Here is a 21,502-nt window from a genome sequence, read left to right as displayed (position 1 = left end):
AACTATTTTGTAGGGGCTTTTTTATCAAAATTCTTCTGGAGTTCATCAAGAGTCGGGATTTTCTCTAAAGGTTCCACTGGTGCAGCCACCACTTCGTCTTTAATATGACGATATGCGGCAACACCGGTTCCTGCAGGAATAACCTTACCAATGATGACATTCTCCTTCAAACCGACTAGAGGATCATTTTTGCCACGAATAGCAGCATCTGTCAGGACACGTGTTGTCTCCTGGAATGACGCGGCTGACAAGAAAGAATTAGTTTCCAGAGATGCCTTAGTAATACCGAGCAAAACTGGACGAGAAGTGGCAGCTGTTTGACCAGATAAGATTGCTTTACTATTGGCACGACGGAAATCGGCAATATCAAGTAATTCTCCTGGAAGCAAATCTGTCTGGCCTGGATCCATGACCCGGACCTTTCTGAGCATCTGCCTAACCATAACTTCGACATGTTTGTCGGCAATACCAACACCTTGCATACGATAAACTTTTTGGACTTCGGCTAACATATAGTTTTCCGTCTTCAAAGCACTGGAAACCTTGATTAATTCCTTAGGATCCAAAGGTCCTTCGTTAATTGCTTCAGAACGATGAATTTCATCGCCTTCAGCCACGCGCAGACGAGCAGAGATTGGCAACACGTATTCACGTGTGTCCGTCTCCCCTTCAATCGTGATTGTCTTGCTGCGATCAGCAGGATTTTCTTCAATACTTGTAACTTTTCCAGTTACTTCGGAAATTTCAGCACGTCCTTTTGGATTACGGGCTTCAAAAATTTCTTGAACACGAGGAAGACCTTGCGTGATATCTTCGGACATAGCAACACCACCAGTATGGAATGTACGCATAGTCAATTGAGTACCGGGTTCGCCAATAGATTGAGCAGCAACAGTACCCACAGCTTCACCAACTTCGACGATGTCGCCAGTGGCCATGTTGCGGCCGTAACATTTGACACAGACACCATGTTCCGTACGGCAAGTAAAGATGGAACGAATAGTAACTGTTTGAATGCCAGCATCAATGATTTTGTTGGCAACGACTTCATCGATCATCTCGTTTTTGTCAATAATGATTTCGCCGGTCTTCTCATTAATCACAGCCTTCATGGCATAACGACCAAGGATTCGGTCGTACAGCGGCTCAATTACTTCATTGCCATCCATGATTGCAGAGACATCCAAACCGCGGTCAGTGCCGCAATCTTCCTCACGAACAATCACTTCTTGAGCAACATCGACCAAACGACGTGTCAGATAACCAGAGTTGGCAGTCTTCAAAGCTGTATCGGTCATTCCTTTACGAGCACCATGGGTTGAAATAAACATTTCCAAAACAGAGAGGCCTTCACGGAAGTTAGCCGTAACAGGAAGTTCAATAACTTTACCGTTTGGTGCAGCCATTAAGCCACGCATACCGGCAAGCTGTACGAAGTTAGAAATATTACCACGGGCACCAGAATCACTCATCATAAAGATCGGGTTCTTCTTATCGAAAGATGCAATCAGCATAGATTTGATCTTATCCTGCGCATCTGACCAAGTCTGTGTCACTTGAATATAACGTTCATCATCAGTTAACAAACCGCGACGGAACTGCTTTGTAATAGTGGCCACTTTTTCATGGGCTTCTTTGATAACTTGAGCTTTTTGAGGCAGTTCCGTAACATCTGACATCGCAACCGTCAGACCAGAGCGTGTCGAAATATCATAACCCAAGTCTTTCATATCATCTAGCAGAACAGATGTGCGAGTCACCTGGTAACGAGCGTAGATCTGAGCAATGATATCAGACAAGAAACCAGACTTGAACGGATCATTGAGAGCTTCATTCTTCAACCATTCGTGAATATCGGTACCAGGTTCGAGGAAGAAACGATCATCAATAGCATCAAAATTTGCAGCTTTTGGTTCATTAACAAACGGAAAATCTTTCGGCAGAATTTCATTAAAAAGGACTTTACCAACAGAGGTTACCATAATTCTAGAACGTTGCTGATCAGAGAAAGGTTTGTCCGGGCCAAAACTCGAAGTAGCAATACCTATACGTGTGTGCAATTCAACTTCGTGATTCTGTAAAGCAATCTTTACTTCATCAGATGAAGTAAAGACCATGCCTTCACCCTTGATACCGGCTTCTTCAGTCGTCAAGTAATAATTACCAATCGTCATATCTTGAGACGGAGCCACAATTGGTTTTCCATCCTTAGGTGCCAAGATATGTGAAGCAGCCAGCATCAGCAAACGTGCTTCAGCTTGTGCTTCATCGGACAAAGGCACATGAATCGCCATTTGATCGCCATCGAAATCGGCGTTATAAGCAGTTGTTACCAAAGGATGCAAACGCATCGCTTTACCAGAAACCAGGACTGGCTCAAAAGCTTGAATGCCAAGACGATGCAAAGTTGGTGCACGGTTCAGCAAAACTGGATGTTCCTTAACAACTTGTTCCAAAACATCTTGAACAACATCTTCGTGCCGCTCAACCAAACGACGTGCAGAACGCAAGTTGTTTGCGCCACCATTGTCAGTGCCTAATTCAATCAAGCGATTATAGATAAAGGGCTTGAATAATTCAACAGCCATCTGGCGAGGAAGACCCATCTGGTTCATCTTCAAGAAGGGACCAACATCGATAACAGAACGGCCGGAATAATCAACACGCTTTCCTAACAAGTTCTGGCGGAAACGTCCTTGCTTGCCCTTCAGCAAATGAGAAAGCGACTTTAGAGGACGGTTTCCGGGACCAGCGACTGGGCGACCGCGGCGGCCATTATCAATCAAGGCATCAACAGCTTCTTGCAGCATACGTTTTTCGTTTTGCACAATAATACCAGGTGCATTCAAATCGAGCAGCCGCTTCAAACGATTGTTACGGTTAATGACACGACGGTAGAGATCATTCAAGTCAGAAGTGGCAAAGCGGCCGCCTTCCAACTGAACCATTGGGCGCAAATCTGGTGGAATAACTGGAATAACATCCAAAACCATCCATTCAGGTTTGTTGCCAGACTGCAAGAAGGCTTCAACAATGTCCAAACGACGAACTGCACGAGTCCGTTTTTGACCGGTTGCTTCCTTTAGTTCGGCCTTCAATTCTTTAGCCTGTTTGGCCAAATCTACTTCAGCTAACAATTCCTTGATAGCCTCGGCACCCATCTTAGCATCAAAAGCATCTGCACCGTATTGGTCGACATACTGACGATATTCAGCCTCAGTAATTAGTTGTTTCTTTTCCAACGGCGTACTGCCAGGATTAATGACAACGTAGCTGGCAAAATAGATAATCTCTTCCAGAGAACGCGGGCTCATATCGAGGATCAAGCCCATACGGCTTGGAATACCTTTAAAGTACCAGATATGTGTCACAGGTGCAGCAAGTTCGATATGCCCCATACGCTCACGACGCACTTTGGAACTCGTTACTTCAACACCACAACGATCACAAACGATTCCTTTATAACGGATTCGCTTGTATTTACCACAGGCACATTCATAGTCTTTGATCGGTCCGAAAATTCTTTCGTCAAAAAGACCATCACGTTCAGCTTTTAACGTACGATAGTTGATCGTTTCCGGCTTTTTCACTTCACCATAAGACCATTCACGGATCTTAGCAGGTGAAGCGAGACCGATTTGCATAGATTCAAATTTATTAACGTCTATTGCCAAGTCATTTCTCCTTATATATTTTCTTCATCGAGATTTTTTGCTGCAATGCGAGGTTTGTCATCGTCATCGCCTTTAAACAAGTCAGGTTTTTCTTTCGCGATTTGTTCAAGAGCATCAACCGTGGCAACATTATCGTCCTCGTCCATCTGCGCCATACGAACTTCTTGACCCTTGCCGTCCAGCACTTTGGTATCAAGACCTAAGGCTTGTAATTCTTTAACAAGGACACGGAAAGATTCAGGAACGCCGGGCTTTGGAATAGCTTGTCCTTTAACAATGGACTCAAATACCTTGTTACGGCCACGAACATCATCAGACTTATAGGTCATGATTTCCTGCAAAGTATAGGCAGCACCATAAGCTTCAAGTGCCCAAACTTCCATTTCGCCGAAACGCTGGCCGCCAAACTGGGCTTTACCACCCAAAGGCTGTTGTGTAACCAACGAATAAGGTCCGATTGAACGTGCATGGATTTTATCGTCAACCATGTGGGCCAGCTTCATATAGTGCATGACACCGACGGAAATACGATTATCAAAAGCCTCGCCAGTCTGACCGTCATAAAGAACGGTCTTACCGTCTTCATCTAGACCAGCCTCTTTTAAGGCATCAATAATTTCATCATCAGAGGCACCATCAAAGACCGGTGTCATAACTTTAATACCCAATTTTCTGGCTGCCATGCCAAGATGCAGTTCCAAAATTTGTCCAATGTTCATACGAGATGGCACACCCATTGGTGAAAGCAGAATATCAATCGGCGTACCGTCAGGCATGAACGGCATGTCTTCTTCAGGAACAACAACTGAAACAGTTCCCTTATTTCCATGACGTCCGGCCATCTTATCACCAACTTGAATCTTGCGTTTCTGGGCAATAAAGACACGAACCATCATGTTAACACCAGGTGCTAATTCATCACCGTTATCACGTGTGAAGATTTCAACATCTTGGACAATTCCGCCGCCGCCATGAGGAACACGCAAAGAAGTATCACGAACTTCGCGGGCTTTTTCACCAAAGATAGCATGCAGCAGACGCTCTTCAGCCGACAATTCGGTCACACCCTTTGGTGTAATTTTACCAACCAGAATATCGCCGTCTTCGACTTCGGCACCAATACGAATGATTCCGGAATCATCAAGATCTTTAAGCTGATCTTCACCAACGTTAGGAATCTCGCGAGTAATCTCTTCAGGTCCTAACTTTGTATCACGTGCCTCTGATTCATGTTCTTCAATATGGATAGAAGTATAAACATCATCACGAACGAGGCGTTCATTTAAGACGATCGCATCTTCGAAGTTGTAGCCATGCCAAGTCATAAAGGCAATGATAGGGTTCTGGCCAAGAGCTAGTTCGCCATTTTCCATCGAAGGCCCATCAGCTAAGACATCGCCTTTTTCGACAGTCTCGCCAACTTTGACGATAGGTGTTTGGTTATAATTCTTACCGCCATTAGAGCGTTGGAACTTCATCAATGGATATTCATGAAGGTTGCCATCATCTTCACGGACTTTGATATCGCGGCCATCAACATACTCAACGGTCCCTTTGGCTTCATTGATTTGAGCTAATCCTGAATCGACAGCAGCACGGTATTCAATACCAGTACCGACGATTGGCGAATGCGGTGCAACCAGCGGAACAGCCTGACGCTGCATATTGGCACCCATCAAAGCACGGTTGGAATCATCGTTTTCCAAGAAAGGAATCGCAGCAGTCGAAACGGCCACAACCTGTTTAGGAGAAACATCCATATAATCAACATCTTCGATTGGCGTTTCAATGTTGTTGTCACCATGACGTGCAGTAACGGTCGCATTAACGAAAGAACCATCATCATTTAATTCCGAGTTCGCTTGTGCAATCGTGTAATTATCTTCGACATCGGCCGTCAAATAATCGATCTTGTCTGTGACTTTATGTGTATCCCAGTCAACACGACGGTAAGGTGTCTCAATAAAACCGTATTCATTAATCCGGCCATAGACAGCCAGTGACGTAATCAAACCGATGTTCGGACCTTCTGGCGTTTCAATCGGGTCAATTCGGCCATAGTGTGAATAATGAACATCACGGACTTCATAACCAGCACGATCACGTGTCAATCCACCAGGTCCCAAGGCTGACAAACGACGCTTATGGTTCAACTCACCAAGTGGGTTGGTCTGATCCATAAATTGTGAAAGCTGAGAAGAACCAAAGAATTCTTTGACAGCCGCCACAACAGGGCGGATGTTGATTAACTGCTGAGGTGTCACAGTATCAGAATCCTGGATAGACATACGCTCGCGAACTACACGCTCCATACGTGTCAAGCCAATTCTAAACTGGTTCTCCAATAACTCGCCAACAGACCGGATGCGACGGTTACCCAAATGATCGATATCATCAGTAGCGCCGATGCCTTCCTGCAAGTTAAAGAAATAATTCATACCAGCCAAAATATCGGCAGGCAGAATGTGATGAATTGATTCGTCAATATGACCGTTTCCGATTAATTTAACTGCTTTAGTTGGATCATTCTTACTAAAAATCTTAATAATCTGCAATTTGATCGGATCAGGCAGAACACCTTCTTCGTCAGGCTGCAAAACAGTCATCTTGAAATCGTCTTTATCTAATAACGGAGAAAGCAGTTTCATGGCTTTTTTATCAATCTCTGTATTCTTGGCAACCAAGACATTGCCTTGTTCATCAAGAATATCTTCAGCCAAGGTCTGACCTAAAAGACGAGATTTCAACGAAAGCTTTTTATTAACCTTGTAGCGGCCCACGTTGCCAAGATCATAACGCTTTGGATCAAAGAAACGTGCTGCCAATAGAGAACGAGAGGAATCGATCGTCTTTGGCTCACCAGGACGCAAACGCTCATAAATATCTTCCAAGGCCTCGCCAACACGTGACATCGAAGCATCCTTATGAACATCTTTTTCAATAGCCAAATTCAAAGATTCAACATCATCACCAAAAATATCCTGAATTTCTGAATCAGAACCAAAGCCAAATGAACGGACCAATTCTGTGATTGGCAGTTTACGAGTACGGTCGATACGAATATTGGCAATCCCTTTGGCATCAGTATCCAATTCCAACCAAGCACCACGATTAGGGATCACAGTTGTGCCAAAAACAGTCTTGCCAGTCTTATCGGTATCTTCGTTGTAATAAATCCCAGGGGAACGAACAAGCTGTGAAACAACGACACGCTCAGCACCGTTAATCACAAAAGAACCATATTCGGTCATCAGCGGAAATTCACCAAAGTAAACATCCTGCGATTTGATTTCGCCAGTCTCTTTGTTCGTCAAACGCAAAGTCACATGAAGCGGTGCAGCGTAATTAACTCCCTGCTCACGCGATTCTTTTAACGTATACTTTGGTTCTCCTAATGAATAGTCAACATATTCAAGTGACAGCTTGCCGGCAAAATCTTCAATCGGCATGATATCGTTAAACATTTCCCGAATGCCCTTATCCAAAAACCACTTGTAAGACGCAGTCTGGACTTCGGTCAATGGCGGGATTTCAAGCACTTCTTTAGCAGAAGAGTAACTGCGTCGAGTGACATGCTTGTTTATCTTCACGTTGTGTGCAACCAATGTAATTCCTCCAATTTTTATCTGTGTTAGTCGACTGCTCAGCTTCAATCATAAAAAGATGCGTTTTATGTGAAATTATGAGCGTAAAAAAGCGCGGATCACATTGGATCTGCGCTTTGAAGCAGTTACGGGACAATATTGCCATAACCGCATTTTAAAAATCGACCTCACTGTGCATAAATTATACACAAGAAGCCGATCAATTACAAGCTTTACTTAGTTAACTTTGTTAACGTTGATAGCTTGTGGTCCACGCTGTCCGTCTTCAACTTCAAACGTAACCTTTTGGCCTTCATCCAATGACTTAAAGCCATCAGTCTGAATAGCAGAGAAATGTACGAAGACATCTCCACCATTATCACGAGTGATAAAACCATAGCCTTTATCGGCATTAAACCATTTAACTGTACCTGTTTCCATGAAAAAATTCTTTCTGCACCTAGTGCATCTTATTTGTAAATAATTGGTGCAGAGCTTTGAAACATTTGATTCTTGGAACCATACCGATTAATACTCCTTTAGTATAACAGATAATTGAAAATTTGTTTGGAACTAAGCGCATTGATCTCATTAAGGTGTATTCGTTGTGCCACTACTTGAGTTCCCTGCTGAGCTCGATGCTGATACTTGCGTTTGAGCCGATGCCGCAGAATCAGCTGCAGCCTGAGACTGAGCAGCAGACGCGGCTTGAGCTTGGGCATCCGCAGCCAATGATGCAGAAACTGATGCAGCTTGCGAAGCGGCGATGCTAGATGACAGCGCTTGAGCTCGGCTTGAGGCAGCGGCAGACGAGGATAGCTGTTTGGCTAATTTTTTATCAGCTGCACTTGGGGCGATTGACAATAATTCTCGAATGGCCGCAACTTGCATGCGCGCAGCTTGATTACTCCGGCCGTTTAGCAATGCTTGAGAGGAGGCCGATAATAGCATCGATACTTTTGCATCAGTTATCTTGGCTGGATTTGCCAACAGATTCTGTAGCCGTCGAAGCTGGTCGCTTGTGAGCTGAATCCATTGCTGAGATGGAATTTGGAAAACAACCTCCTGCCGGCTAATAACCCGATCCAAATGACCAATTCCAAACAAAATCCGTGATAGAGCACCGTTATAGTGCCAACGATAAGTATGTGTGACTTTATACGCGCGATTCGAATCAATGCCTTTCATCGAGACTGAACGGTAAGCATTCGGCACGCTTGTTTTGGTTTTTTCAGCTCCCGCTTGATCTTTGTACAAATAAATATCCAGATCGCTCCCAATATTCTTATTTTTCGTCGTAGCTAAGATCCCGGCGGCGAGTCTCCTGCCGGCCATAGAATAAATTTCCTGCCTTTGTGTGCTGACACTTCGTCTCATACCAAAATGCCTGCTCATATTCAAGGTCATCAAGATCACGCTGGCTAATAGCAGGCCGGTGAAGATCAGTCCAAAGAACCAGCGGGGAAACGCATGTTTAATCAGCATCCAACTAACGAAGGCCGCAGCAGTGAAAAAAATGACTAATAGAAAAATCATGCCTAATTGCCTCCCTTCTCATCCAGTAAATCAGGATCTTGCTCAATGACTTTGCCAGAATGCAGCATGCCTGCCAGAATTAATCCTAAGAGTGCAAAAAATAAGGAAATCGCAAACGAAACATGGAAACCCTTTAAAGAAGCATCCAATGTTCGCTGACCGAATTCAAAAATATTCTGCTGTTTTAGAGAAGCCGCAGGTGCATTGGTATTGGCAATGTTTTGTGTCACGGAAGATAGCAAAGAAACAACCATCGCGGTCAATACCTGCCTGACTGTATTATTTGAGGCCGTACCATCTGCCGCTTTTTCTTTTGGCAGTGCAGACATCGCCGAGGCTGTCAACGGCATCATCACCATAGCAATACCAAACATTCTTAGACTATAGAAAACCGTAATGAAATCCCTTGGTGTATTCAGGCCAAAAAACAAGAAAGGAATCGTGGCAATCAGGAGGATCAAAAATCCAACTCGTGCCAAGCGTTTTGCCCCGCTTCGATCATAAACAGCCCCAGCAATCGGTGACATAATACCGATTAAAAGCGCACCAGGCAGTAAAGTAAGCCCCGATGATAGAGGTGAAAGCCCGCGGAGCTGCTGAAGATAGGTCGGCAGCATCATCTCAATGCCAATCATGGCCATCATAGAAAGCGAAATCAAAACCGTTGTTACCGAAAATTGTTTGACAGCAAAAACACGTATATCCAGGAAGGGATGCCGCATTTCTAACTGATGCCACAAGAAAATAATGATGAAAAAAATGCCTACTGCGCCAGGAATAATCACATGCGTCATATCTGTCCAGCCGCCATAATTTGCGTTAGCGACATTAGTCAAACCCCACAAAAATAGGCCAAAACCAAGCGTCGATTGAACCAAAGAACGAAAATCAAGGTGAACTGGCTGGTTTGGAATGACATCGCGCAAAAAAATAAAACTTAAAAGAAAAGTTAATGCAATCACGGCCATCGGCAGCAGAAAAATGGATCGCCAGGAGTTGGATAGCGTAAAAGAGGCAAAACTGTGGCTGCTGTCCAAAATCCAACCGGACAGTGTTGGCCCAATTGCTGGAGCCATACCAATTACAAGTCCGCTGAGGCCCATTGCCGCGCCGCGCTTTTCAGCTGGAAAAATATAGACGAGAACGACCTGCATCAAAGGCATCGTGATACCGACAGAAATCGCTTGAATGATTCGGCCAATTAAAAACCAAGTCCAATTTGTGACTGGTGCGCTGTAGGAAATAAATTGGCCAACTAAAAGCAGTCCAAAAGCAAAGATGTAGAGTTTTTTTGTCGGAAATTTGGTTGATAAATACGCAGAAACAGGAATCATAATCCCGTTTGCCAACAAAAACCAGGTCGTGGCTTCCTGAGCCGTGGCTAAATTAATATGGAAATCATCCATCAAAGTCGGCAACGCCGTCCCTAAAGATGTCTGCATCAGCATACCTGCAAAAGTAGCAAACAAGATGACCAAGACAAACATAAATCGACTGTAACGCTTATTATGAATATCAACGGATTTAGCTGACATAAATTACCCCCTGTAAATTACAAATCACAATTATACTCGTTCCCGGCTCGGACAAAAAACTCATTAATCGCCGGAAGCAAATTGTGCGTTAAAGAGATCCGCATAAAATCCCTTAGCATCAAGCAGCTGCTGATGCGTACCAGTCTCAACGATTGAACCATGATTCATCACGACGATGTTATCCGCCTGCTGAATCGTGGATAGACGATGGGCAACAACAAAACTAGTACGTGAACGCTGAAGTTTAGCCATGGCGTTTTGAATCAAAAGTTCGGTTCGCGTATCCACCGAGCTAGTTGCCTCATCCAGGATTAAAATCTCAGGATCAGAGAGGAAGGCGCGTGCAATCGTCAACAGCTGACGTTGGCCTTGAGAAATATTTGAGGCTGCCTCATTTAACTGAGTTTGATAACCCTGAGGCAGCTGCTGGATAAAAGTATCTGCATAAGCTTCCTTTGCCGCTGCAATCACCTGATCTTTTGTAGCCCGCTCATTGCCATACTTAATGTTTTCGAAAACGGAGCCCGTAAATAACCAAGTTTCTTGCAGAACCATTGCGAAATGCGAACGCAATTCAGGGCGTGTCATGTGCCTGATATCCCTGCCCCGATACTGAATCACGCCAGCATCAACATCATAAAAGCGTTCTAACAAATTGATAACAGTCGTTTTACCAGCGCCCGTCGGGCCCACGATAGCAATCGTTTGGCCTGCATGAACATCTAAAGAATAATTTCGAATCAAAGGCGCGTGACTATCATAACTAAATGCCACATGATGAAAACTAATTAAAGGCAGTGATGACTCTCTAGGAAAGGTGGAGGCCGCCGAAATTTCTTTAGGCATTTCTTCAGCATCTAGGACCTGAAAAATCCGTTCGGCACTTGCAATCGTCGATTGAATCGTGTTGCTAAGATTAGCAATTTGGGTGACAGGCTGGGAAAACTGATTTGTATACTGCAAAAATGCCTGAATATCTCCGAGTGGCAGCTGGCCGTTAGCAACTTGAATCCCGCCGAAAACAGCAATTACCAAGTAATCTAAATTATTTAGAAACTGCATAGCCGGAAAAATCAGAACAGAAATGAATTGTGCTTTCCAAGCGGCGTGGTAATATCGCCTGCTCTGCTCTTCAAACTTGTCAGTGACAGCTTGTTCACGATCAAAAGTTTTAATAATTAAATGACCAGAAAAAGTTTCTTCCACCTGGCCGTTCATCGAACCAAGAACCTCCTGCTGTCTACTAAACAGTTTCTGAGCGTGTGGTGCAATCCAGCGTACAAGAAGAATGCTGATTGGAATCGTCGTAAAAGCCAGCAATGACAGAATCCAACTAATCGACAGCATAAAAATAATCACGGCAACAAATGTGATCGATGAGACCGCAATTTGAATTAAAGCCTGCTGCAAAGTCCCAGAAATGTTATCCATGTCATTAACAACGCGGCTCATCATATCGCCATTTTGGTGCTGATCGTAATAACTCACGGGAAGGCGGGCCATCTTGGCTTTAAATTCTGCACGTAGACGAAAAACGGTACGTTGTGATATATGAGTCATTATCACTTGCTGCAAAAAACTCATCAGAGCAGACAGAACATATAAAACAGATGCAAGCACTAGAATTGAAATAATTGCATGATAATCAATCCGGTAACGTCCCGACTGCAAGCCGGCACGAACACCACGATAGATGATCGTCGTAGCTTCGCCTAAAATTTTCGGTACGCTGACAGATAACAGCACCGAAATAATTGCCAAGGCAATCGAAAAGATGACACCGAAGCGATTTTTCCCCAAATATCTGAATAATCTAAAGGTTGTCCCCCAAAAATTATGAGCGTGTTCGGCAATCCGTGCCATTGGTCTTGGCCCGCTGCCGCCTCGCATTCTCGAAGCCGGATTACGCATGTTCGTCTCCGGATAACGCAGCAGCTGCGTCAACCCGATGCAGCTGAGAATTAACGATCTCACGATAGACAGCACTAGTTTTTAACAATTCGGTATGCGTTCCAAAGGCTGACATCCTACCTTGCTCTAATAAGAGAATCCTGTCTGCATCAGCAATCGTTGAAATACGCTGTGCCACAATAATTTTAATTGCCCGATTGATCTTGCTGTCTTTATGCAGTGCTGCCCTGAGTAATGCATCGGTCTTAAAATCCAGAGCAGAAAATGTATCATCAAAAATGTAGACATCCGCATCTTTCAAAATAGCCCTTGCAATCGACAGGCGTTGTACTTGGCCTCCTGAAAAGTTCTGGCCATTCTGCTCAACAGGTGCATCCAGTCCGCCTTGTTTTTTGACAAAGGCGTCAGCCTGAGCAGTGTGAAGCGCCTGCCACATCTCTTCTTCACTGGCTTTTGGATTGCCATAATGCAGATTGCTGCGAATAGTGCCTTGGAATAAAAAAGATTTCTGACTAGCAAAGGCAATTTTTTCATGCAAATCACTTTGGCGGAATTGGCGAATATCAATGTCGTTGATTGATACACTGCCCTTTGTCGGATCGAATAATCTGGGAATTAAATTAATTAAACTACTTTTCCCAGATCCTGTACCACCGATAATTGCTAGTGTTTGTCCACGCCCAACTTGCAGATTAATATCCTTTAATACCCTCGCGGCTGAATGCGAGAAGGCAAAATCAACATGTGCAAAACGAATACTTGTAATATTCGGCACGGTTTGGGCGTTCTTTGAATCAAGAATGGTATCAGAAATAGCCAGAACTTCCTGAATGCGCTGGGCGGATGCCTGAGCTCTGGGTACAATAACAAAAATCATCGACAACTGCATAAATGCAAACAGCATCTGTGTGGCATAAGTAATAAAAGATAACAAGTTTCCAATCGGCATCTGACTGCCGGCAATCAGACGTGCACCGAACCAAACAATGGCAATATTCGAAGCGCTGATAATAAAAGTCATGGTTGGACTCATCAGGCTCGTTGTCACATAGGCATTAATCGCATTATCAGTCAAATTCCCATTAGCTCGAGCAAAGCGTCTTTGTTCAAAGGCATCCTGATTAAAAGCGCGTATCACCCGAACACCGGTCAGCCCTTCTCGGAACACAAGATTAATGCGATCAGTTAACCCTTGTATCTTTCTAAAAAGCGGCACAGACTTTCTCATAATCAGTAAAACGACAATCGCCAAAATCGGGATGGCAGCTACAAAGACGAGCATTAATTGAGGACTTTGAAAATAGGCCATCAGGCTCGCACCAGCCAACATCATCGGTGCCCTCACCATCATCCGAAGCATCGAGTAGGTCACATTCTGCATCTGGACAACATCGTTCGTTGTTCTAGTAATCAAAGAGGCTTCACCAATCTTAGTGAAATCGGCCGTTGCCATTGCCGTAATTTTGGCAAACAAAAAATGCCGCAGTGTAACACCCAATTTCTGTGACGACGTCGCAGCTATCAGCTGATTACATACAGCACCGATAATGCCTAACAAACTCACGGCCAGCATAATCAAGCCCGTGTGCCAGATATACGGAATGTTTTTCCTCACAACACCGATATTGACAATATCGGCAGTAATTGAAGGCAGAATCAAATCCGCCGCTACTTGAAAAAACAGGCAAAAAAAGGCGAAAGAGACAAGCAATTTATTGAGATTTTTAAAGGCAAGTTTGAACATATACTTTAAAATCTATCTTACGCTTATTTGCAGTATACAATTACATGGAAAGATAGATGGCAAAATACATGGCAGCTGTACCTAAGAGCACAAATAAATGCCACCAAACATGATTCCACCAGATTTTAGTATTCAAATAGAAAAAAGTACCTGCTGAATAAGCAATTCCACCAAAAAATAACAGCCAAAGCGAATATACTGGTACGCTGTGATGAATGATTGGGAACATCACGGCAATTAACCAACCCATAGCTAAATAAATCAAAACAGTGATCCAGCGATAGCGCCCAATAAACAAGAAATCATAAACGATACCAGCAAGTGCCAAAATGAGATTGGCAACCCAAATCCAAATCGCAACGGGATCCTTGATAAAGACCCAGCAAAAGGGCGTGTAGGTGGCTAGAATGATCAAAAAAATACCCAGATGATCAAAATGTTGAAAGACCCAAGCGGCTCTTGTGAAAATTAGTGCATGAAACAAAGTAGAATTGAGCAGAAAAATGATCAAACAGACAGCATAGATAATGAATGCCGTTAAGGCAACAGCCGACGTGTAGCCCTTGTCGATGACTTTGATGAAAAGAAATATAATTCCGACAATCGCGGCTATTAAACCTAAACCGTGTGTAATCGAATTAAAGATCTCTTCAACCAAACCAAATGTTTTAACGCGGTGTTTGAAATTGTTTTTTGTAGTCTGCATTGGTTCAAGTTTACTCTATAAAAAAATCCGACAACATCGGATTTTTAAAAATTAATAAATATCATCATCAGTCAATGCATCGTCAGATTCACTGGCCTTTGGATTGTAATTAGGGTCAGCAAAAGGATCGCTGCTGCTATCTTCTATTGGTACAGCCTTGCCAGTATCAGTTGTCACTTTTTTTTTGGCGCCAATACCATAAGCATCACGTACCGCCTGAAAGATCGTATCATGTTCTTTTTGATGTTCAGGGTCTTCCAACCAAGCAATTGCATTAACGCGTCCCTGACCAATTTTTTCACCTTTATAGGCATACCAAGCGCCCGACTTGTCGATAATATCTTTATCAACGGCCAAATCAATTAATTCACCTGTCTGACTGATGCCTTTGCCATACATAATATCCACTTCGGCTACTTTGAAAGGTGGTGCAACTTTGTTTTTGACAACCTTGATTTTCGTATTATTACCAATAATATTCGTACCGTCTTTAATCTGTGTTGACCGGCGTACCTCTAAACGTACCGTTGAATAAAACTTCAAAGCGCGACCGCCAGGTGTTGTCTCGGGATTGCCAAACATAACCCCGATTTTTTCACGAATCTGATTGATGAAAATGGCAATTGTGCCTGTTCGGTTCAGAGTACCGGCCAATTTCCTCAAAGCTTGGCTCATCAAACGCGCTTGCAGGCCCACATGGGCATCTCCCATCTCCCCCTCAATTTCAGCCCTTGGGACAAGAGCTGCAACCGAATCAACGACCAGCATATCGATCGCACCTGAATTAACCAAATCATCAGCGATTTCCAAACCTTGCTCGCCTGTATCCGGCTGGCTCAGAAGCAGATCATCAACATTAACACCTAAAGCAGCTGCATATTTCGCGTCCAGTGCATTTTCAGCATCAATATAAGCAGCCGTGCCGCCCTTTTTTTGAATCTCGGCAACAGCATGAAGCGCGACAGTCGTCTTGCCAGAAGACTCAGGGCCAAACACCTCGATGATTCTTCCCTTTGGATAACCGCCAACACCTAAAGCAATATCTAATTTTAAAGAACCGGTTGAAACCACGTCGACTTTTGTGTGCGCATTTTCGCCTAAACGCATAATCGATCCCTTGCCGAAATCCTTTTCAATTTTTTTTAATGCCGCATTTAATGCGGCCTTTCTTCCATCAGACATAAAACCTCACCAATCTATTATGCTACGAAAGTCAAGAAAATGCGAACGCTTGTTCGTATTTAAAAAATACTTAACTTTCTACAGTGGTTATACGAAACCATGGGCATTTTTTTAAATCACATGCCATCCGAGAATACTGAACGGTTCTGAACGAAATAATCGATCCCTGAATAAATTGTAAAAATCACAGCAAGATAAATTAAGATCTGCCCAATCGGAATAGGACTGCCGAAGTTGCTGCAATACAGGAAAATAATGGCAAACATCTGTGTGAATGTTTTGATTTTGCCAGGCATCTGTGCAGCCATAACCGTACCGTTATTTTCAACAATTAAGGTTCTTAACCCTGTGATGGCTAGTTCGCGGATAACAATAATAGCGGTCATCCAAGCCGGAACAGCGCCAAATTGAGTCAGAAAGATCAAAGCGGTCATCACCAGTAGTTTATCAGCCAAAGGATCAGCAAACTTGCCAAAATTAGTCACCAAATGACGTGACCTGGCAATTCTGCCATCGAGTAAATCGGTCAACGAAGCCAAGGCGAAAATAGCAGCAGCCAGCAGCCAGCCACTTGGCCGGCCGAATGTCGTCGACCAATTGATAGGCAGCGATAAGATTAAAATAAATAAAGGAATCATTAAAATTCGAAAGGTTGTTAATTTATTAGGCAAATTCATTGCGGTGTTTTCTCCCGTCTAATAATTATATTCGTAATCAGAATCGATGAGCCAGACATAAACTGCGTATCTTGATTATCAAACAGGATTCTCGTGTTGTATGGATTGCCTAAATGAATCATAATTTGATTCTGGTCACCACTTAGCGTTGTATCGTGCTCGGCACCTGCTGCAATTGTACTGGCAAACTGACGGACATTATCCACTGTCACTGTCGTCCATCCGGCATTGGCCGCCTGGATCTGAATCGTATGGTCCGCCGTATCGTAGAAGGTCATGGTCGCCGTGTTATTTTGAAACTGCGGTTTCGATAAAGGCTGCGTCTGGCTATTGGACAAAGACGAGGCAGATGAACTACTGGACTGCGGCCGGCTGCTGCTAGATTGTGAAATACTCGTTGAACTTGAATTAACCGGATTCTGGCTAAATAAACTTGGCCGAATTCTACCAAATGCCAGCCATAAGGCAAAGGCCAGAATAATTAACGCAACAATTAGAAAAATAACGGGCAGGCGGCTGAGCAGGCGGCGGGTAACTGGTGTGGAGAGATTCATGCCGGCACGCGGAATCCTGTCAGACCCTACTCGAATAGAATTATTAGACAGAGAATCATTCGCATCTTTGTCTTGCTCTTCCTGCTTGTTTTCCGAAAAGCCATCAAATAAGTGCGCAGAAACACCTCTGTTCTGGCCGGCTTTAATCTCGCCGCCATCTTTAGGCTGGCGAGCACGATCTGCAGCTGGCATAGTATCCAAAATCGTATTTGGATCAAGGTCCACTGTATTAGCGTATTGGCGTATAAATGCCTTCACATAAAAAGGGCCAGGCAGCCTATTCACTTGGCCATTTTCGATTGCTTGCAGATAACGAACTTGAATTTTAGTCGACGAGGAGATATCTTCTAAGGTCAAACCATGCTGTTCACGTGCATCTTGCAGCCGTTTTCCAATTGATTGGTAATCAGTATCCATTCATTAAGATTATAACAATCTTAATCTAACGGTTCGATCGAAAAACGACTAAATGAATTTATATCGTAATATTTTTCAAATAAAGCCACTGCTCGCTTATAAGTGAGGCTTTTGAGATTATCTGTAATTTGAAAAACATTGCTATCCGTATCATATTCATCTAAAACTGTGAAAACGTTGTTTTCCAACTGATCCAAAGACATCGACAGCTCACCAAAAGTAGCTGATTTTTGGACCTCGAATTCATTTGCTAAACGGCTATCGAAAGATATGCGCTTTAACTGAGACAAAATCTCTTGAAAGGCTTTCTGTTGTTTGCCATGGCCGCTAAAACTAATGAACTGATAATTGCGGCCAATTTCTGCTTGTGCCATAAAATCGTCATTCAAAATACCTGCATCGTAATTTTTCATGTACCAGTCAGATGAATCAGAAAAATAAAGATCCAGCAGTAAATCACTTGCAAAAGCCAAATCAATAGCTTCATCCCGGCTCGATGGCATGTTTATGCCTTTAATACCGGCTGTAATTAAAGTTTGAGAAATCGGCATCTTTCTGCTACCTGACGCAAGGATCGGGATTTGATTATCAAACAAACTCATCGACGTAAACGCTATTTTCGGGCGCGACAATTCCCTTTGCGTGTCTCTGATTAAAGCCATAGTCGCCTGTGGATCAATGTTGCCTGAAATTTTGAGGTGCAGATTGCTTGGCTGATAAAAGTATTTGTGAAACTGGTAAAGCATGTCGCTGGTTAATTGGCTGATCGTCGATACTTTGCCGGCAATATCTTGAGCCAAGGGCTGTTGAGCGTATAAATTACCCATCAATCCAAAAGAAAGTGCCCAATCCGGCATATCCTGGTACATGACCAGCTCTTGGCCAATGATCCCCTGCTCCTTGTTAATAGAACTCTGCGTATAATAAGGTTCCTGAACAAAATGCAGCAGCAGCCGGATCGATGCGGCAATCTCCTCTGTTCCCTGAAAGTAGTAAACAGTGCGGGATTGGCTCGTATAAGCATTTGAAAATGCACCATAGCGGCTAAATATTTGGTCCACATCTCCCTGCTCTTTTTCAAACATCTTGTGTTCAGCAAAATGCGCAATGCCCGAAGGAAAAGTGACCACTTTGCCATTTTCATCGACGATTTTCTGGTCAACAGCACCCGCATCCACAAACAATGCGGCAAAAACTGAATGAAAATCTTTCTTAGGCATCAAAGTCACTTTCAAACCATCTGTCAGTGTTTCACTGTAAACAGTCTGTTTAAATTGCGAATATTCGTCAATCTTCATTAATCAAAACCGCCTCTGCTTGCTTTACCGACTTTTTTGCAAAATCTGCTACCTGCTGAGGCGTCACAGATTGGATCACGGCTATAATTTGGCTGCTGGAAAGAGCGTAACCAGTCAAAAAAGCATTGATCGATTTCTCAATGGCAGTCTCTTCGTAGTCCTCGCCCGCCTGAATAGCTGCAACTAGCTCCTCTTTGATCGTGGTAAACAAATCATTGGAAAAATCCTGCTTTTTAACTCGTTCCAGCTGCAGATCAATCTCATTTTTAACAAGTTCGACATTATCCTTATCCAATCCTGCCTGAACGGTCATCCAACCATCAACGGCGAAAAAAGTTGAATTTGCGTAATAAGCCAGATGTAATTTTTCACGGATATTCAAAAAAAGCAAAGATTGACTCGAACCACCAAAAAGGCGGGAAAAAACCATCGCCGTATATCTCTGTTGAGTCAGATAATCATAATCCAGAAAATTATAGGCTCGTTCCAAGAGCGCCTGATCACCCTTTTCGTGCAGTTCAGCAAATTGGTCAGGTTTTACTGCTTGTGTATAGACTGGATTGGGAATCGGCCGGCTGTTTTGCGAAACGTTTGGCCAAGAAGCGACCAACTTTTCAACTTCAAGTTCACTCGGGAGGCCAGCTACTTCCAATGACATTTCATCGTTAGCCCGCATAGCATGGTAAGCCGAAACGACGGTTTCATTTGTTAACTGCCTGATTGACAAAGGGCTCCCTTCGGGTTGAATTCTAAAATCAGGATTGACAAAATATTTTTTGAGAATCAGATCATGGAGCTTATAGCTTTTATTATCAAAATTTGCTAAAAATTCAGAAAGAAAATTCTGCTTTTCATTTTCAAACAAATGCTCAGGAAATAAGCCATCAACAATTAACGGATTAAAAATCTGGCCGGACAAAAAATTGAAACTTTTTGCCAATAATTGCTGGTCTCCCGCAGCTTGCGGGCTGGGTATCTTCAGTGCAAAACGCAGTTTGGAAAGCCGCCCAAAACGACTTGTCGACACAGAAAAATGTGCGCCGTAAAGTGTATTAAGTTTCTTAGTCAGCAACTGTCGGTTCGGAAAAAAGGCCGAACTATCTTCCAGTATTTGAGCCAGCAACGCACGATTGGCTGCCGTGCCTTTTTCAAAGGGAGCGTAAAATTCCGCAACAATTCTAACTGACTGAAATTTATCAGTCGTTAAGACATTTAAATTGATACCATTGGCTAATTTTTTCATATTTTTCACAGGATCGGTGACAGTAAACGCGAAAACTTCTGCAGTACCGTCATCCAAACCCCCTGTCCATCGAAATCTTCCTGACTCAGAAGTTTTGACTGTGACACATCTTTAGTGATTTGATTCTTGATTTTGTTGGCAAACTTGGCACTGTAAATAAAAGCATTTGCTTCAAAACTCAATTCAAAGGACCGAATATCCATATTAGCAGAACCGATGCTGATAATTTCATCATCGATCATTAATAATTTGCTGTGCAGAAAACCATTATCATAACGATAAACATGTGCGCCAGCCTGTATCAACTCTTGTGCATAATACTGTGTTGCGCGATAAACAAAGGGATGGTCTGGTCGATTGGGAATAAAAACATCTACTTTAACACCGGCAGCCAGAGCAATCAGCAGGTTTTCAAAAATCGGTTGATCGGGAATTAAATATGGCGTCTGAATCGTAATCGTTTTTGTAGCAAGACTAATCATTTTCAAATAGCCTTGTTTAATCTGATCAACAAGCGATTCCGGGCCGGACGAAACAATTTGAATCGGATGAATACCGTTGACTTGTGTTGCTGGAAAGTAATCCGCCAGAAAAGATAATTTGTCATCTTCCTTAGCCGTGGCATTCCAATCAATAAAAAAACGTGATTGCAATGACAGGACGGCATCTCCAACAATTTTCAACTGTGAATCACGCCAATTACCGAATTTTTTTGATTTCCCCAGATACTGGTCACCAACATTAAAGCCGCCGATATAGCCAACTTTTCCGTCGATGACGACAACCTTGCGGTGAAAACGAAAATTGATTCTCAACGCAAGCAGCTGAAAACGCCGCGTTAAAAAAGGATAAATGATACCACCAGCCTGCTGTAAGCGGCGGTACATACGGCGATGAGTACCGTGAGAACCATAAGCATCATAAATCACACGAACTTCAACACCTGCTTGGGCTTTTTTGGTCAGCAGATCAATTAGCTTGTTACCGGTTGGATCGTCAAAAATAGAAAAAAAAGCCAAATGAATATGGTCCTGTGCCTTCTCGATTTCAAGAAATAAATCATCAAAAAAATCTTGACCATCAAAAAAGGTATCAAGATCATTGCCATAGGTCAGAATCGCTCCGCTGTTACTGGCAAACAGTTTAGAAAGCATTGTGGCATTTTCATCCAGCTTCAAATGATGATTGTAATATTTTTGATTATCCCGAATCTGTTCTCGGCCAACAATTTCCTGACTGGTAAAATCAAAAATTTTTTTATCAGAGATTCGGCGTCCTGTAAACCAATAAATAACAAAGCCAAAAACAGGTACAAATAACAGGACAACTAGCCATGCCCAAATTCTGCTAACCTCTCTTTTGCTCCAGAAAACCGTTACAACCGCAAAGAAAGCATTCAGCAATAATATAACCGAAATTATGTAGAAAAATAAATTCATGG

At 43.1% G+C, this 21,502-nt stretch carries 14 protein-coding genes; all 14 read right to left on the bottom strand.

Annotated elements, in window-relative coordinates; genetic code table 11:
- Positions 1-2: 2 nt before the first annotated feature.
- Positions 3-3,674 carry a DNA-directed RNA polymerase subunit beta' gene (rpoC, locus tag NRF22_RS06230; RefSeq protein ID WP_263779712.1) on the bottom strand — a complete coding sequence of 1,224 codons (3,672 nt, stop codon included), beginning with the start codon at positions 3,672-3,674 and terminating at the stop codon, positions 3-5.
- A gap of 11 nt (positions 3,675-3,685) precedes the next feature.
- Positions 3,686-7,279 (bottom strand): DNA-directed RNA polymerase subunit beta, encoded by a 3,594-nt coding sequence (locus NRF22_RS06225; protein WP_263779711.1) that lies wholly within the window; start codon positions 7,277-7,279, stop codon positions 3,686-3,688.
- Between the two features lie 216 nt (positions 7,280-7,495).
- Positions 7,496-7,699 (bottom strand): cold-shock protein, encoded by a 204-nt coding sequence (locus NRF22_RS06220; RefSeq protein WP_007747105.1) that lies wholly within the window; start codon positions 7,697-7,699, stop codon positions 7,496-7,498.
- A gap of 150 nt (positions 7,700-7,849) precedes the next feature.
- Entirely contained in the window at positions 7,850-8,794 is a 945-nt protein-coding gene (locus tag NRF22_RS06215) for a DUF4811 domain-containing protein (RefSeq protein ID WP_263779710.1), read from the bottom strand.
- Between the two features lie 2 nt (positions 8,795-8,796).
- Entirely contained in the window at positions 8,797-10,329 is a 1,533-nt protein-coding gene (locus NRF22_RS06210; RefSeq protein ID WP_263779709.1) for an MDR family MFS transporter, read from the bottom strand.
- Positions 10,330-10,392: 63 nt separating this feature from the next.
- Entirely contained in the window at positions 10,393-12,240 is a 1,848-nt protein-coding gene (locus NRF22_RS06205; protein WP_263779727.1) for an ABC transporter ATP-binding protein, read from the bottom strand.
- Positions 12,233-13,984 (bottom strand): ABC transporter ATP-binding protein, encoded by a 1,752-nt coding sequence (locus tag NRF22_RS06200; protein WP_263779707.1) that lies wholly within the window; start codon positions 13,982-13,984, stop codon positions 12,233-12,235. The genes NRF22_RS06205 and NRF22_RS06200 overlap by 8 nt, the downstream gene beginning before the upstream one ends.
- 40 nt (positions 13,985-14,024) lie before the next feature.
- Entirely contained in the window at positions 14,025-14,690 is a 666-nt protein-coding gene (trhA, locus tag NRF22_RS06195; protein ID WP_007747128.1) for a PAQR family membrane homeostasis protein TrhA, read from the bottom strand.
- Positions 14,691-14,741: 51 nt separating this feature from the next.
- A complete protein-coding gene (recA, locus tag NRF22_RS06190) occupies positions 14,742-15,872 on the bottom strand; it encodes a recombinase RecA (RefSeq protein WP_007747130.1) in 1,131 nt (376 codons plus the stop codon).
- Positions 15,873-15,988: 116 nt separating this feature from the next.
- Entirely contained in the window at positions 15,989-16,549 is a 561-nt protein-coding gene (gene pgsA, locus NRF22_RS06185; RefSeq protein ID WP_263779706.1) for a CDP-diacylglycerol--glycerol-3-phosphate 3-phosphatidyltransferase, read from the bottom strand.
- On the bottom strand, positions 16,546-17,520 hold the full coding sequence (locus NRF22_RS06180) for a helix-turn-helix domain-containing protein (protein ID WP_263779705.1): 975 nt from the start codon (positions 17,518-17,520) through the stop codon (positions 16,546-16,548). Before NRF22_RS06180 ends, pgsA begins: the two co-directional genes overlap by 4 nt.
- A 20-nt stretch (positions 17,521-17,540) precedes the next feature.
- Positions 17,541-18,818 (bottom strand): EF-P 5-aminopentanol modification-associated protein YfmH, encoded by a 1,278-nt coding sequence (gene yfmH / locus NRF22_RS06175; RefSeq protein WP_007747151.1) that lies wholly within the window; start codon positions 18,816-18,818, stop codon positions 17,541-17,543.
- The gene (yfmF, locus tag NRF22_RS06170) at positions 18,808-20,118 is read right to left on the bottom strand and encodes an EF-P 5-aminopentanol modification-associated protein YfmF (protein WP_263779704.1); all 1,311 of its coding nucleotides are present in this window, start codon (positions 20,116-20,118) and stop codon (positions 18,808-18,810) included. Before yfmF ends, yfmH begins: the two co-directional genes overlap by 11 nt.
- Complete coding sequence (gene cls, locus NRF22_RS06165; protein WP_007747153.1) at positions 20,067-21,500, bottom strand: cardiolipin synthase; 1,434 nt, start codon at positions 21,498-21,500, stop codon at positions 20,067-20,069. The genes yfmF and cls overlap by 52 nt, the downstream gene beginning before the upstream one ends.
- Between the last annotated feature and the right edge of the window lie 2 nt (positions 21,501-21,502).

Origin of the sequence: Oenococcus kitaharae, from assembly GCF_025758695.1 — a bacterium.
Classification (GTDB): Bacteria; Bacillota; Bacilli; order Lactobacillales; family Lactobacillaceae; genus Oenococcus; species Oenococcus kitaharae_A.
Note: the sequence above shows the minus strand (reverse complement) of the source record. Positions and strands in the feature narration are given on the sequence as shown.